This is a genomic window from Nostoc sp. GT001 (genome assembly GCF_030382115.1).
Classification (GTDB): Bacteria; Cyanobacteriota; Cyanobacteriia; order Cyanobacteriales; family Nostocaceae; genus Nostoc.
Map to the genome: position 1 here is coordinate 311,677 of NZ_JAUDRJ010000001.1, position 15,071 is coordinate 326,747.

Below are 15,071 nucleotides of genomic sequence, written 5' to 3' on the forward strand. Positions count from 1 at the left end.
ACAAGAACTCCNAAATTGAAAATTTGGTGGCTCTTTTTCAAGAGGGGTTTGAATCCCCAACTGAGGTAAAACCTTCTGCCTTCTGCCTCCTGTCTCCTGCCTCCTTCAACTCCCTTTATCAGTTAGTCGAACGGCAATTGCTCAAATCGACACCTTGCCCAAAATTCTTTATGTCTTTTTGTCAAAGGTATGGCTTCAATCCCAAAAACAGATGTGGCTCAAGCAATTGCTGCCCTTTATCGAACTGAATGGGGGCGCATTGTCGCTATTCTGATTCGGCTGGTCGGAGATTTTGATGTAGCTGAAGAAGCTGCACAGGCAGCATTTACAGCGGCAGTGAATCAGTGGGAAAGCGACGGTATTCCCGATCGCCCCCGTGCCTGGATTATCCGAACTGCCCGGTACAAGGCGATCGATCGCCTCCGACGACGCACGAAACTGACCGAAAAACTGGAGTGGTATGCGGCATCTGGCTTAATTCCATCCACTGAAGAACCAACCTATGACAGTGATGAAATTGGAGACGATCGCCTGCGATTAATCTTTACCTGCTGTCACCCAGCACTGGCAACGGAAACTCAAGTAGCATTGACCCTGCGAATGTTGGGTGGACTGGAAACCGACGAAATTGCCCGCGCCTTTCTTATACCGACTGCAACAATGGCACAGCGGTTAGTTCGTGCTAAACGCAAAATTCGAGACGCAGGCATTCCTTACAAAGTACCTGAGACGACTGATCTCGCTCCCCGGATAGAGGCAGTCCTGACAGTCATCTATCTCATCTTCAACGAAGGCTATGCCGCAACCAAAGGAGATGCGCTCGTGCGGGCTGACCTGTGCATCAAAGCGATTCGCTTGGGGCAACTGGTGCGGCAATTGCTGGCACCCCAACCCCCATCTGAAGTCACAGCACTGGTGGCGCTGATGTTATTGCACGATTCGCGGCGCAATGCGCGTCTAGATGAGGCAGGCGATTTGATTTTGCTAGAAGATCAGGATCGCAGTCGTTGGAACCATCTACAGATTGCTGAGGCGTTACCTCTGGTAGAGGAAGCGTTGCTCTTTGGAACCGGAGTGTATGCCCTGCAAGCGGCGATCGCCGCCCTCCATTGTCAGGCAACCCGCGCCGAAGAAACAGACTGGGCGCAGATCGTGCGGCTCTATGAGGTGTTGGAACGCTTGCAGCCCTCACCCATTGTGGCCTTGAACCGAGCAGTGGCGATCGCAATGGCAGACAGTCCTCAAGCCGCATTTGGACTGATTGATCGCCTTGCTCCAGAACTGGACAGGTATCATCTCTTTCATGCCACCCGTGCAGATTTATTCCGGCGTGTTGGAGCATTAGAGGAAGCGACTCAGAGCTATACACGGGCACTAGAATTAGTGACAAATGACAGTGAGCGTCGTTTTCTGGAACGTCGGTTGCGCGAAGTTCAACCTAACATTCAGTCCGGCTAAGGGTTTACAACAGTTTAAAGCGCCAGGCATCCATGATGCCGTTGAAAAAGAAATGAAAAATCTTCTAACAGGGTGAACTTGTAACTTAACAAAAGGCAAAAGAAGACAAGTCGGCTTAGTACTTTAGTACTGTTATAATCCAATCGTTTCATCAAGTTGTGTTAGGGTGCAGCAAATCACCGATCGGCTCTCTGGCACATCCACATCCACCTCAACTGATAGAGGATTCCGACATGGATAACAATCCCAGCATTCTCTCGCATGTTTCGATTGGTACTAATGATTTTGAACGAGCGATCGCCTTCTATGATGCTGTGTTGCCAACATTGGGCTGTAAGCGATTTATGGAGCATCCGGGGGCGATCGCCTATGGCAAACAGTATCCCGAATTTTGGGTGGGAACTCCCTTCGACGGGCAACCTGCAACGGTTGGCAATGGAACTCACATTGGTTTTATTGCTCCTACAAAAGAAGCAGTCCACGCCTTCTATGAGGCAGCATTAGCGGCAGGAGGCAGCTTCAATGGTGCCCCTGGTGGCAGACCCGACTATAGTGAGCCGTATTACGGCTGCTTTGTGCGCGATCCAGATGGACACAAAATAGAAGCCGCCTTCTGGGATGAGCAGCTTGAGCAGCAACTCAACCAGAACAATGGTTGACCAGAGAATGACTCATTTTTAGAGGCAAGATAACACTATGGAATTCCATCGAGGTCGCCTGATTGACCATGTTCATCTACGGGTTGCTGATGTTGCTGCCAGCAAACGGTTTTACCGGGCAGTGTTGCGAAATAAATGTACTCCCGGCTCCTGCTTATCGCCCCACTAATTCTGTTAAAATCGCGTCTTCCAGCACGTAAATTTTGAGGCAGTGCCATGTGTGCAAAGGGATTTGGGCAATCTCAACCTACTAAAATCGATAAACTTATTGAATCTGCGGTGCGTTATTGCCACAAGCGACACCCAGAAGCCTTAGACAGCATCTTTGATTATCTACCTGTCAACCTCAACCAACGAGTAGTAACGGGTATTTTGGCAGCATTGCAGAAAGATATTGACACTTTGAGTTGGTTTTGCGGTTACATGGCATCAGAAATCAACCGCAGTCAGGACAACCAAAAGCCTCATCATCCCATTGCGGAACTTAGCAAAACTCTGATTAAATCGGGGATGAAACCTTTTACTGATTTTATGCCTTACCCAGGTTGCCGCATCGTTATACTCAATTCGGAAAAATTTGAATCATTGCCAGAGTCAGTTCAAGATGTGGTGCAGCAGGCTTTTGACATCAAGGAAAGTACTGGGAAAGAGGCACAAAGGATAAATGATGCCTTACTGCAAGAGTTGGTGGTTCAGGAATAAAAAATTGAATAACAGGAATTGTGGTAAGAGCGCCAGCCATATCGCTCTTCATTAAAGCGAACGCGAGTAGCGTCTCGTAGAGACGAAAAAAGAGCGATGCCTCCGGCGGGCGGGTACGCCATCGCACCTACAAATGATTAACTGTGATGCATAAGTTGTTAGATTATTTCAGTTAAATATATATATACAATAACCAACACAGAATCACCTATGAAACTCGCTAATTCCCTCAATTTGGCAAATTTTGTTGGTTCTATTTTACTACCTAGAATCGCTAACAATCAAACAGCTACTTCTAACAAGAGTGAAATATCAATTACTTTACCCAGTAATCCCATAAATATCAATTCTCTGCAACCCTTTGATACTGCTGTTATTGCTTATCACATGATGGGTCTTGGCAACTTTGAATAAAGCATAGTTTCAGTACAGCCTTTGAAAAGCTACTTTACCTCTCCAACCTTGGAGGGGTTTTTAACTGGTGCATTAATTCTTAAAATCAACATTATATTACTCCAGAAGATAGAGACATCTTAGAAAAGTTAAAGCACACTAGTAAGAGCAACTTTAACTATTCAGTAATGGTGTAGCAATGTGGCTAAAATATGGTGTAAATGAAGAAGGTATCTTGATATGTATTGAAGATATCAATAGGGGGAAGACTTCACTTAAGTGTCCTTACTGTAATAGCAGTCTAACTGCTAAAAAAGGCAAGGTGAAAGAGCATCATTTTGCTCATAATGAAGAAACCTGCCGCCCCATAGCTAACCGAGAATTCCCTACTCTGCCACTCTATGACAATTTCAACGTTCAATTATCTGGCAAGGATTTGGCACAGTTAAAGCTGCTTTGGCAGGAGTACGGAGCCAAAAATTACCCTATTAGTTCCTACTTAATTACTTCTGGTTTACTCAAAGCAGGAGTGTTAAGAAAAAACCTATACTTAACCCCAACAGAATATGAATTTAGTGATTTGGGTAAAATTCCCGTTGGAGCGCTAGACTTTGCGCGGTTCAATGATGTCCAGGAGCCACTATTACTTAAAAAACTGCTGAAGCTAGAGCTAGCTTTTAAACACGCCGAGTACAAAAATGCTCCAGATTTAGCATATCGATTTACTGATTTCAAGCTGTATCGCGCTCAACTTCAACGTATTCTATCCTGTACACTATATTTTTTAGAAATACAAACTAATATTAGCACTTTGTACAAGATAGGAGTAACCCAAAGACCCGTTATCAAGCGAGTGGCAGAAGTAAAAATAGATTTACTTGCTCATTATTCGAGTGCTGCTATTAAAGTATTAGGAACTTGGGAACATAGGGGAAATATTGAATTATATTTCAAACACCGTTATCAAAGCTTTAATCATCCCATAGGGAGTTTAACTGAGTACTATAAATTTAATGCTGAGGATACCGAAATGGTACTGCGTGACCTACAACAAATGCAACCTAAAATACTATCTCAAGATGAAATAGATATTTTTGAGGAGAATTATAGCTGGGAGCAAATTGCTGTGTAGTATTCTCATAATCCCGTAGGAAAATATAATTAATTACCAAATAAAAATAATTATTTTATTGCTATATCTCTAAATACTCTACCACTGATGATAAGGCGACTGCCAACTCTTGATACAGCAGTATTTACCGAGGAGCGATGGCGTAACCGCCCAGCGTAGCTGATCGCAGTGGTCAAGTGCATTACTTGAGACTATGCACTCATAGATTCAGAAGCCAGCAAACCCGACATCTCCAATACTCGCTGTGACCAAGTAGACGCAACAGATGCAATATCCGTAATTTCCATTGATTTGTCCCAAACATTGATCCAGTTTTGTAATAAGTCTTGGAGTTGATTTAATTCAACATTATTTATTTCACTTTTTTGTTGTATTAAAGACACGTACAACAAACTTTCTGACAACAATATTGGAGCTAATTCATGAATTGCACTCTTTTGTGACCAAGAGTTAAGGCGTGCCAAACTAGCTGCCAATTCTCCTAATTGTTGCGCGTGGGGTTGACGTAAAAAACTCGCTTCAATTGCACTCCAGTTAGGCATTACAATCCTCCTAGCAATTGCTTGGTAATTTGGCTAACTTGTTCTCGAATTTGGTTAGACTGTATTATCATACTACGGTTATTCTGGCTTGGGCGAATGTTGATGATTGACTCAAACACGATTTCTTGAGTCAAAGGAGACCAATCCACACCCCAAATATCTCGTTGTCTGCTACCGTCTTTGAGTAACTCTTGTTCGCATTCGTAATGGCGAACGCCACCACCTGCAAGAATTTTGCGTTCGATGTCTACTGCTATTTTAATGAATACATCCCAAGTTTTCACCATTTCGTCTATTTCTTCACGACTAGCAGGCTCACGGATTATTAAAATCAATTGAATTTAGTCCCAAGTAGCAATCAACAAGATCATTCCATCAATACCTCTGCCAATTTACGAGGGTTCAACGCCAGTGGAAACGGGATGAATACGTCCTAAAGAAGTAAGCTTGGCAAAAATCTGGGTTAATAAAATAGGCTCAGGGATTTCGGGAAGCATTTTTAACATTTCACGAACATATCGAAAACCACGATGGTAAGCCTTAAGGTCAATAATGCCAGAACCGGGATTGAGTTGCTGGAAATCAGCGAGAAGATGGTGGGATAAATTGACCATAAAAAATGCTAAATTAGAAGCATTAGTCACGGCAGTTTGGCTCAGGTTCATAAAATCTTCCAATCCCCAAAACTGCTTGGCATCCCTAAAATTAAACTCGATTTGGAAACGGAGTTTGTAATAGTCGATAATTTTTTCAAATGACAGAGTTAGGTCGCTAGAAAAAATAATTACATGGCTGCAAGCATTAGTTTTAAGATTGGTTTTGACCAAAATCACTACATTGAGAGCTTGGGCAAATTCTTTGTGAATAAGAGTGGCTTGATAAATATCAGTTTGAATATCATCCTCAATAGCACTTTTACATAAGTATTTGTCAGGTATATTACGATAGTCTAGCTTATCACCGTATTTACGACGAGAGCGCTTACTGGAGTCAGGATTTTCATAAGGGAAGTATAATGCTGAATCATGGCGCAATTTGGAAATTATCTGCAAGTTGACAAGACGTGCCATCTGCAAAGCATTGTTGTTACCAAAATGACCATCTACTACCAAGTAGGTGAGGGAAATAGAGTTAGCTAATAACTTGAATAGTGAACCAATCATTTTCTGAATTAGTATTAATTCAGATGTTAATATCACTTCCTTTTTATTTTTGTTTTTACTTCCTTTTGGTCGTCCACGCCCACGCTTTTCTTTTTTGTTTGGTTTTTCGATTGTCGAGGTACTTTTTGTTTGAGTATCTTTCTTTATTACCTGTTCTATCTGAATCGGAAACGAGTGCCTCTGTTCAACACTCACTAATGATAATACAAAGAAAGATAATCCTGATATCGGTTTATTGGCTAGGCTAGAAAAGAATCTATCTAATCCATAAGTCTTTTTACCCGATTTACTGACTACAACTTCATCTCCTGCAAGCAAATATACCTCATTCGCACGGAACAAATGCTTGCGGAAAAATAGCCAAAACAATGTAGCCCAAGGTATTACTGTATGAAAAAACCGCAACATCGTCCGATAACTACCACCAATGCCTGCCCAACGGGAAATTCCCAACATCGTGACTCGTCCGCTCATCGCTAACATAGCCAGGATTATCTGGTTCAATTGCCGCATCGTCGTAGCGTTTATCTGCGGTAGCAAGCATTGTAGCAGTGATAAGATATCGGACATGGGCTGATTGTAGTTTTTGAGTTGTCGTTGTGAGAGACAATAACTCTACTACATCGGCCCTCTCTCCTCATCCTCTTATTTTGGCTAAGGTATTGAGAAAACAGAACAGTTTACATGGCAGTAGATGACACTTCAACTTTACCTGTTGAAAGATTACGTAATGTAACTCATGTACAGGTAGCTTTTAGTCAATCAACTGCGGCACGGGCTGTTAAAGAACTATTGCCACACTCGACTCAACTCAAGTGCGAAAGTCGGGATTGGAATACGCAGTTAATCAATTTCTCCCATCAATTGCAACAACGTTATTCACAACAAAAACACGAGGAATTAGAGCTATAGTTGCAAAAAAGTCAAGCTACTCTAGTACCGATTTTTTCAGTACCAAAGTAGCTAGTAAAGAGTTTTAGCTATCAATAATATTGGGGTGAAATTTAACTAAAGCCCTAATGAATAATGAGTTAATTAAACAAATATTTGGATTAATTAAGCTTAACAATAAGCTGATTGCTGTCGAGTCTCCATTGCAAGAGAGGGTCAGGCTGCTCATCAATCTAGCTAGTGAATGCCAGCAATACAACATTAACTGTTACCTGTGGACGCTGGAGGATGATGCGCTACACCACTTATCCAGTAATGAGGGAGGATTAAGTTTACAAAGAGTTGACCAGTATCAGGCGATCGCCAAAAGCAGGCGCGAACATTACTTTGAAATTCTCCGATTCTGGAAAACTACCGATTTACAAGGGATTCTCATACTAGAGGGCATATTCCCCTGGCTGGGAGAGTCTACCACTGACCCCGATTTCTTTCTGACTTCCGAGTGGATTAAGTCTGCCCTCATTAACCTGAAGCTGTGCAATCACTCTTGCAACAAGACAGCGATTCTCTTAGGGTCAAACGCCACTGTGTCATCTGACATTGCCCCCGAAGTTCCTACCATTGTGCAACAACTGCCAGCTATAGAGGAAATAAGTAGTTACTTAGCTCAAGTATTACCTGATTACAGCCGCAGCGATATTCATGCGACAGCGATCACTGAGCTTAGGGATCTACTTGGCAGACATTGGCTATGGAATTAGACAGGCGATTGCAAATCATGAAATTACACCGCATGAGTTAGTAGAAAAACTGTCCGCTTACAAAATCGAACTGTTTAAGCGAATTTATAATATTCAATTTCTCCAACCTCCAAGCACACCCATTGGTGGTTTAGAACTGATCCAGCAAGCGTTTAAAACTTATAAGCGCCTTCTATCCTCATTGGCTAAAGCTTACAATCTTCGTTTACCCAAGGGGATTTTACTAATCGGTCCACCGGGAACAGGAAAATCTTACTCGGCTAAAGCAAGTTCTGCACAATTGGGGCTACCTCTGATTATTTTGGAGTGGGGTAGTTTCCGCAGTTACGGTAATTTGGCTGAGTACAAGCTAAAGAACTTACTCGCACTGGTAGATCGAATCAACCGTGTAATCTTATACCTCGATGATTTTGATAAGGGATTCGCTGGGGATGACGATTTATCAAAACGACTAGCGGGAATGCTTTTAACCTGGATGCAAGAACGTACTAGTGAGGTTTTAATTATCGCTTCGGCTAACAATATTCAATGGCTACCACCAGAGCTAACCAGAAGTGGACGCTTTGACGAGATTTTTAAGGTGGATCTCCCAAATTACGGCGAACGCCACTCAATTTTCAAGATCCATCTCGCTAAATTCGATGCTCGTTTTCGTAACGGGGGCGATGGGTACAGCGAAGAAGAATGGAAAAGGTTACTCAAAGCCACGCAGCGATGTGTCGGGGCGGAGATTCAAGCCATTGTTGAACGTGCCGCCGTCTCTACTTTCTGTCAAATGTTCGGCGACGATGTTTCTCCCCTTCAAGAACTACCACCACTAGGAATTACATTATCGGCATTGCTGGCTGCAAGGCAGAGTATGAATCCTCTGGCCATCCGCGAAGCTGACCGAGTTGAAAGTATGCGTAACATTGCGGCTTTACATGGCCTTCCATCTAGCCCGATTGATTCATCTATATATAGTCTCGGCAATGTTGATATTTTTGGTGAAACATGAAAACTTTAAAAATTAATTCCGAAAAGCATTTATACGTTGCTGCCTTCAAGTTACTGAACATACTAGGCCTCCTAGCTGGAGTATCAATTATCGTTGGCACTGTGGCGCTCGATTACGTCCAAACTCGTCCCCAGGATTTACCAGTTACGCACATTCTCACCAAAGGCGGTCGCACATTTAACTTGGAAGCCGCTTCTACACCAGAGCAATTAGAGAAAGGGCTGAAATTTCGCTCATCCTTAAACGGCGAGCGCGGAATGTTATTCAATTTGGGAGGAGAAATTTATAATGTGCCTTTTTGGATGTACAAGGTAAATTTTCCTTTAGACATCTTTTATCTTAAGGACAATGTGGTGACAACTGCGGTTTACAATGCCCAACCGTGTTACAAAACCCCTTGCCCCATCTACAAAGGGAAAGTTGCCAATCAAGTGCTAGAGCTAGTAAAAGGCGCTGCCAATATCAAGGTTGGCGATCGGCTTAACATCCAACCCTTATCAGTTTTGCCTAAGAATAATATTGGTATTTATAGCGGCAATTCTTTGAGAACCAAAAATAATCGCTAGTAATTGTATAACGTATTTTTGAAAAATCAAGAAACCATAGTACTGAAAAAAACAGTACCTAAATAGCTTCGTGTGTTGAATCAAATATGGCAATCTATTTATGGGAAGAGTATGGACATATTGGGAATTTGATCATCCTTTGGGTAACACGGTGCGAGTAATCTCTACCCCACTAGGGTTAGAGATATTTGCCGAAGATGTGTTCAACGTCGTTGCAGCAGAATTAAATAACGAAAAAATAGTACTGATGAATATTCACAGTCAAGAACGTTATGTAGTTATTGAAGAAGAGGTAGTAAAAATAAAAACTTTAAATTTTACAGCCATCAATACCTTAAAGACGATTGTAAAAGCGGACTTGATTAATAAATTTGTGCATTGGGTACGTATTACAATCCGACCGATATTTCAAAAACAGTACTTTTAAAAATTTAGTCAATACCAAAAGGAAGAAGAATGATGATTATTAAGATAGCCAACGATAATAACCGAAATACTGGCAACAATCTGGCAGATCAACCCTTTACTAATACACAGTTTAACAATATAGCACCCAACAATGCGATAGAAGAAAACACTAGTAATACAGATCCCGATAGCACAGCAACAGATCCTGATAGCCCAGTGCCCGACAATATAGCACTTAACAATGTGACAGAAGAAAAGACTAGTAATACAGATCCCGACAGCCCAGTGCCCGACAATATAGCACTTAACAATGCGATAGAAGAAAAGGCTAGTAATACAGATCCCGACAGCCCAGTGCCCGACAATATAGCACTTAACAATGTGACAGAAAAAAAGACTAGTAATACACAGTCTAATAATCCAGTATCCGAAAAGGATAATAAAAATAATCCAGAACAACTAAGAAGATTAGTAATGGTGACAGGAGATAAAGGAGGTGTTGGTAAGTCAACTTTTGCCAGAGGTTTAGCGCAAACTTACATAGATAACGCAGTAAAATTTGTCGGGTTAGACGCGGATAATTCTAATCCACACTTGATCAGATTTTATGAAAAAGCTGCAAACATTCATCGTTTAGATATATCTAACTCAGATAAATTAGACGAATTTGTAGATAATTTAAAAGAATTAGTCTATCCCAAATCAAAAGAATCTGGGAAAAATCAAGAGGAAAAATCTTTGATACTACTAGAAACGCCATCACAATTTCTGCCAACTTTAAAAATTTTAATAACCGAGATGGGGTTTTTAGATGTAGTAAATAATAAATGTAAAATGCGGGTGACGATAGTAGTAGTTATTAGCACAATAATTGATTGTATAACTCAACTACTAGAACTATATAGTTTTTGCGGTGATCGCGTTGATTATGTAATAGTAAAAAATTCGTTTTACGGAGAGGCGGAACAATTTGCTTTTTATGATAGTTCCGAAGAAATAAAAGTAATTGAACAGCAAGTAAAAGCAACAGGGCATGATTTCACAAGTATAAATATGCCAAAACTAGCGAAAAAATCCTACGATTATTTAGATGTGAAAAATTTGACATTTAGACAAGGACTTGAACAAGATGAATATCCCTCTGTATTTGGTAGAGTCTTAAGCTGGCTGAACAATTTTAAAGGGCAAATAAAGCCAAAAAAAGATTTATTTGGCATAGAGAAGATTTTATCTGAATAGGAATAAAGATGTCAAAAAGAATGATTATAACTGTAGGAGATGCGCGGGTGGGTAAGTCTACAGTTATCAAGCTATTGCTAGAAATGTTTGCCCAACAAGGAAAACGGATAAAGGTTTATAACCAAGAATCATTCTCTGTATTTCAAGCTTATGAACATATAGCAACCATTAAGAAGTTTAATTTATCAAATGACGATGCTGATGCAATAGCAGATGACTTAAATCATCCTGAGTTAGATGTGATAATTGTTGATATGCCCGGACAAGATATTGAAAAAGTAATTCAATATATCGAGAGTGCTAGCTTATTTGAGGTTGTAGTAAAATTTGGTTGGAATTTAACATTTCTTCAACCTATTTCTCACAGGGAAGACTGTATATATTACTTAAATGCAATCATCCAGAACGCGACTAATAACGCTAACTACGTGGTTGTGAAAAATTACCATTTTGCGCCAGAGTTTAGAGAATATGAGGAGAAGATACGGAAAAAGCTGTTAATAATAGGGGGTACAGAAGTAGAATTAGCGGCTCTACACCGGAATCATTATCAAGGGATGGAAAAGACTGGTAAACCATATTCAGAAGTTTGCCAGGATCTATCAATGATTTTATTTTGGAGAAGCTTCATTTTTCAGTGGATTAAAAAGTTTCGTCATTCAGTGATGAATAACAATTTGGCTATTAAATATCTAGGGCTTGATTGATGACAAAAATTAGGGTGTTGGGTATTGCCTGAGTGTGTTTAAGACAATTAAATTTTAGTTGCGTCAAGGAGTTGAACATTTTCTTGATTCCCCAATACCAGCAACCCCAATACCAGCAACCCTCTCATCCAGTTGTATCAAGGGTTTCTGCTTAACAAGCGTGCCATTCACCCTACACCCAACCCCCTACTTTATGACACTACAAGACACATTACAAGGTTATTCCCCATCAGAACAAAAACGCATAGTTGAAGGGGCATATCAACTAGGAATTACACCAGACGATCCAGTTTTTAGGATGATGGCGACACTGGGCAGGTATGAAGAAACGATCATAGACCTCCAGGCAAGAATGGAGGCAATGATAGAAGCGTGGGCAGCACTGATAGACCAAAAACTGGATAAGACAAGCAAACAAGCCGAGTCAATGCATTATACAGTTGTGTCAAATGCTGTACGTGATGAGATCAAAAAAATCAAGCCCACCAGCACAGGCATGAAAGTGCAGGCAGGCTGGGGATTGGGGACAGTATCTCTTGTGTGTGGATTAGTAGCGGCTGGCAGTACCTTGCTGGGTTCGCTGACCACATGGAATCTGGTGCAAAATATAGGAACGAATCAGTCAGTAGTAGTCTCACGTAACGAGATAAAGATTCTCCAGTGGGCAAAATCCCAAGAGGGTAAACAAATGTATCAAATTATCTTGAAGAATCAAGCAGCAATTGAAGCCTGTCAAACACAACGCAGTAAAACCCAAGGCTATTGTTTAATTCAAGTAAGTAAGTAGCTAACCTACTTTCAGGTAATCTTGTTCGATGTACCCAAGTTTACTAGCTTCAATCAGAGCATTGACGCGATCCTTGACATCTAACTTCGCAAAAATCTTGTTAATATGACCTTTAACGGTACTTTCAGTAATAAATAACCGCTCGGCAATCAGCTTATTAGAAGAACCATCTGCCATCAAAGAGATAATTTGCATTTCAGTGGCACTAAGATGATCTTGGTAAGTCTTACCCTTAATTTTCTGCTGGAAGAAGAAATTATTTCGGCTAATATCAGGGTCAAAAAAAGACTTGTTATCGTAGAATGTGGTTTTAATTGCTTCTAAAATCAGAGGAACATTATTCTTTTTGAGAATGTAAGAATCAGCGCTAACATTTAAAGCTGATTGAACAGTGCCTTGAGAAGAATGGGAAGAAAGAACAACAATTTTAGTCTTGCTATTCACTTTGACCTCTTTGATCACTTCTAGCCCCGATATGTCAGGTAAACCAATATCCACCAAAATCACATCGGGATTTAATTCCTTAACTAAATTAATCCCTTCAATACCAGTACGAGCAACGCCGACCATTTCCATATCTGGTTGTTGATTGATAGCAGTAGTGATCCCCAACCTAATGAGTTCTTCATCCTCAATGAGCGTTAATCGAATCATAGATCACTTCGATTATAAGATGACTCAATATTTATAGCATAGTTGTTGGTGTTAAGCCTTTTACTTTTCATGTCTGTAATATAAAATAAAAATAATCAAAAATCTTTCCAGATAAATGAAATAAACTTTAGTACTAAAGTTGGATTGGATAATTTCTTTTTATAACTAAAATAAAAGTATTCTCAAATCTTGTAGACATAATTAGTATTTATTCATAAAAGTAGCCAAAATAACCATCTGTCGTTGGAAACATAGTTATGCAACAGGAAGTTTTAAGCAAACAGTTGGATTTATCAGCCTTACTCCATGATGTGTCGAATTCTTTTAAAGGGGCATCGTTGATTGTAAATCAGTTAATTGATGGCGCTTATGGATACTCTTTAGAAGAAATCAGACCATTTCTGATAGCCCTACGAGATACTAATGATCGGGGTATGAGCTTGGTTGAAGCTAACAGAGTCTCTCAAGAAGCTAAACCAGTAACAGTAGCTCAGTTTGATATGTTGAGTTTTTTACAAACAACTTATTCCCTATTCAAGCCAATAGCGCAGTATCATTCCTTGAATCTCCACTACGAAACTCAATCATCATACAAGCATGGAACGCAAGTACGGGGTGATAGCATAAGTATTGACAGAATGCTGTGTAATTTTGTGACAAATGCTATTAAGTACACTCTTGCCGGAGATATCTTTTTAAGGCTGCTCAATCAAGAAGATGATTTAGCGATCGAAATTGAAGATACTAGCTGTGGAATTGCCGCAGAACAACTATCAAATATATTTATCCCATTATGGCGAGCGCCAAATAGCAATTTATTACATCAATCAGGGATGGGATTAGGACTGTACATCGCCTTATGTGTGGCTCATGCTCATGGTTTGAAGATAAGCGTAAACTCGGTAGCCAAACAAGGAACCAAATTCACCATTATATTTCCTTACAAAGATGACGGGGTTTATGGGGTTGATGGTAGGATGTTGCCCAAATCGCAGAGGTTACAAGATGCGTTACCTATATGATGTGAAACTTTGGGACAGGATCGAAACAGGAGTGGAATTTCTAATTTTTGTGGCTTTGATGATAGCGGCAATTATCAAACTGGGATACAACGATTTTCTACAAGCATTGTTTTACATAGTATTAGCTGTCATCATCTCACCCTGGTCACAATTCGAGCGGGTGACTAAGCGATATGTCTTAGTAAGTGCTTACATTCTTGGGTTGTTTGTCGGGTATTTTAGTTAGTCTAACTCTGGCCCGTCGGGAGATTGCTCCTTTTGCTGTTGCTGTTGCTGTTGCACTCTTGTATCAAAGTTGATCAGCTTTTGTATTTCTTGTGGTGAAAGGTGATTGTGTATGACCTTGTATTCTTCCTCTTCTTCTACTTTATAAGCACTAAAAGCCGATTGATTATCACTTTTGCGCCAAACAGTCAGACGCTGCATACCTTCTCTCATCAACAAATTTAATTGATAAGCCATACCTTCATAGACCCGACCGCCAATAGTATCTTGTCCCTTTGTAACGATAATATTCATTAGTGCAGGAATAAGAGATTTTTTCGCAACCTCATCATTTTCACTCTCAACCGATTTTGACTGTTGGCTATCAACAAAAGGCAGTTTGCGCCCTTTAGTTTCTAATATCTGCTGCAAGAATGTCTTTTTCTTTTCATTGATCAAATCTTCAACTCTTGTTGACTTATCTATATCAGGTGTTTCCTCGGATTTATTTAAACCAAATTTTTGGGCGTACTCTTGGTAGTATTTTTCCTTAAGGGATTGCCTGTAATCTTCAATACTTTGAGCATTTTGCGTAAGAGATAAAGTATTTCTCACCTCACCAATAATATTTTCGCGCTCTGTAGCGTCTAGTGTGGGGGTTATTGACGGTGAGGGTGGGTATTTCTCCATCATCAGCGCCAGTCTGTAGGCCAATTGGTTGTCAGAAAAGCCACTGTTGCGGTTGATGATAGTGATGGTTTGTGCCACTGAGCTAGATTGCATAGG

Annotated in this window: 20 protein-coding genes and 1 pseudogene; 16 read left to right on the top strand and 5 right to left on the bottom strand. The window is 40.5% G+C overall.

Annotation, left to right across the window (positions count from 1 at the left end; genetic code table 11):
* Window positions 1–189 precede the first annotated feature (189 nt).
* The 6 genes and pseudogenes from QUD05_RS01440 to QUD05_RS01465 all read left to right on the top strand — a co-directional run bounded on the left by QUD05_RS01440 (window position 190) and on the right by QUD05_RS01465 (window position 4,344).
* Complete coding sequence (locus QUD05_RS01440; protein ID WP_289794357.1) at window positions 190–1,458, top strand: RNA polymerase sigma factor; 1,269 nt, start codon at window positions 190–192, stop codon at window positions 1,456–1,458.
* Between the two features lie 233 nt (window positions 1,459–1,691).
* A complete protein-coding gene (locus QUD05_RS01445) occupies window positions 1,692–2,117 on the top strand; it encodes a VOC family protein (RefSeq protein ID WP_289794358.1) in 426 nt (141 codons plus the stop codon).
* Between the two features lie 37 nt (window positions 2,118–2,154).
* A pseudogene (locus tag QUD05_RS01450) lies at window positions 2,155–2,244 on the top strand (VOC family protein); the annotation flags it as partial.
* A gap of 89 nt (window positions 2,245–2,333) precedes the next feature.
* Window positions 2,334–2,819, top strand: coding sequence for a hypothetical protein (locus QUD05_RS01455; RefSeq protein ID WP_289794359.1), 486 nt, complete (start codon window positions 2,334–2,336; stop codon window positions 2,817–2,819).
* 210 nt (window positions 2,820–3,029) lie between these two features.
* On the top strand, window positions 3,030–3,233 hold the full coding sequence (locus tag QUD05_RS01460; RefSeq protein WP_289794360.1) for a hypothetical protein: 204 nt from the start codon (window positions 3,030–3,032) through the stop codon (window positions 3,231–3,233).
* 178 nt (window positions 3,234–3,411) lie between these two features.
* Window positions 3,412–4,344, top strand: coding sequence for a GIY-YIG nuclease family protein (locus tag QUD05_RS01465; protein WP_289794361.1), 933 nt, complete (start codon window positions 3,412–3,414; stop codon window positions 4,342–4,344).
* 191 nt (window positions 4,345–4,535) lie between these two features.
* Here the strand turns inward: QUD05_RS01465 and QUD05_RS01470 are convergent, their stop codons facing one another.
* The 3 genes from QUD05_RS01470 to QUD05_RS01480 are packed head-to-tail and all read right to left on the bottom strand — an operon-like array spanning window position 4,536 to window position 6,619.
* Complete coding sequence (locus tag QUD05_RS01470; RefSeq protein WP_289794362.1) at window positions 4,536–4,886, bottom strand: hypothetical protein; 351 nt, start codon at window positions 4,884–4,886, stop codon at window positions 4,536–4,538.
* Window positions 4,886–5,221 carry a DUF5674 family protein gene (locus tag QUD05_RS01475; RefSeq protein ID WP_289794363.1) on the bottom strand — a complete coding sequence of 112 codons (336 nt, stop codon included), beginning with the start codon at window positions 5,219–5,221 and terminating at the stop codon, window positions 4,886–4,888. Before QUD05_RS01475 ends, QUD05_RS01470 begins: the two co-directional genes overlap by 1 nt.
* 57 nt (window positions 5,222–5,278) lie before the next feature.
* A complete protein-coding gene (locus QUD05_RS01480) occupies window positions 5,279–6,619 on the bottom strand; it encodes a transposase (RefSeq protein ID WP_289794346.1) in 1,341 nt (446 codons plus the stop codon).
* 114 nt (window positions 6,620–6,733) lie between these two features.
* Between QUD05_RS01480 and QUD05_RS01485 the strand changes: the two genes are divergently transcribed.
* From QUD05_RS01485 to QUD05_RS01515, 8 genes are all read left to right on the top strand, one after another.
* Window positions 6,734–6,961: a hypothetical protein gene (locus QUD05_RS01485; RefSeq protein WP_289794364.1), complete on the top strand. Its 228-nt coding sequence runs from the start codon at window positions 6,734–6,736 to the stop codon at window positions 6,959–6,961.
* Window positions 6,962–7,068: 107 nt separating this feature from the next.
* Window positions 7,069–7,701: a hypothetical protein gene (locus QUD05_RS33895; protein ID WP_354666101.1), complete on the top strand. Its 633-nt coding sequence runs from the start codon at window positions 7,069–7,071 to the stop codon at window positions 7,699–7,701.
* Window positions 7,643–8,698, top strand: a complete 1,056-nt coding sequence (locus QUD05_RS33900) for an ATP-binding protein (RefSeq protein WP_354666102.1) — start codon at window positions 7,643–7,645, stop codon at window positions 8,696–8,698. The genes QUD05_RS33895 and QUD05_RS33900 overlap by 59 nt, the downstream gene beginning before the upstream one ends.
* The gene (locus QUD05_RS01495) at window positions 8,695–9,264 is read left to right on the top strand and encodes a DUF192 domain-containing protein (RefSeq protein ID WP_289794365.1); all 570 of its coding nucleotides are present in this window, start codon (window positions 8,695–8,697) and stop codon (window positions 9,262–9,264) included. The genes QUD05_RS33900 and QUD05_RS01495 overlap by 4 nt, the downstream gene beginning before the upstream one ends.
* A 100-nt stretch (window positions 9,265–9,364) precedes the next feature.
* Window positions 9,365–9,691 (top strand): hypothetical protein, encoded by a 327-nt coding sequence (locus tag QUD05_RS01500; protein WP_190965432.1) that lies wholly within the window; start codon window positions 9,365–9,367, stop codon window positions 9,689–9,691.
* A 29-nt stretch (window positions 9,692–9,720) separates the two neighbouring features.
* Complete coding sequence (locus tag QUD05_RS01505) at window positions 9,721–10,911, top strand: nucleotide-binding protein (protein ID WP_289794366.1); 1,191 nt, start codon at window positions 9,721–9,723, stop codon at window positions 10,909–10,911.
* An 8-nt stretch (window positions 10,912–10,919) separates the two neighbouring features.
* Window positions 10,920–11,618, top strand: coding sequence for a Rab family GTPase (locus QUD05_RS01510; protein WP_289794367.1), 699 nt, complete (start codon window positions 10,920–10,922; stop codon window positions 11,616–11,618).
* Between the two features lie 193 nt (window positions 11,619–11,811).
* Entirely contained in the window at window positions 11,812–12,405 is a 594-nt protein-coding gene (locus tag QUD05_RS01515) for a DUF6753 family protein (protein ID WP_289794368.1), read from the top strand.
* On the opposite strand, the gene QUD05_RS01520 is transcribed toward QUD05_RS01515, so the two are convergent.
* Complete coding sequence (locus QUD05_RS01520; RefSeq protein ID WP_289794369.1) at window positions 12,406–13,059, bottom strand: response regulator transcription factor; 654 nt, start codon at window positions 13,057–13,059, stop codon at window positions 12,406–12,408.
* Window positions 13,060–13,316: 257 nt separating this feature from the next.
* Here QUD05_RS01520 and QUD05_RS01525 point away from each other — a divergent pair, with 257 nt between their 5' ends.
* Window positions 13,317–14,081, top strand: coding sequence for a sensor histidine kinase (locus QUD05_RS01525; RefSeq protein WP_289794370.1), 765 nt, complete (start codon window positions 13,317–13,319; stop codon window positions 14,079–14,081).
* A gap of 31 nt (window positions 14,082–14,112) precedes the next feature.
* Window positions 14,113–14,307, top strand: a complete 195-nt coding sequence (locus tag QUD05_RS01530; RefSeq protein WP_289794371.1) for a hypothetical protein — start codon at window positions 14,113–14,115, stop codon at window positions 14,305–14,307.
* Here QUD05_RS01530 and QUD05_RS01535 read toward each other — a convergent pair.
* Complete coding sequence (locus QUD05_RS01535) at window positions 14,304–15,068, bottom strand: hypothetical protein (RefSeq protein ID WP_289794372.1); 765 nt, start codon at window positions 15,066–15,068, stop codon at window positions 14,304–14,306. The genes QUD05_RS01530 and QUD05_RS01535 overlap by 4 nt on opposite strands.
* Between the last annotated feature and the right edge of the window lie 3 nt (window positions 15,069–15,071).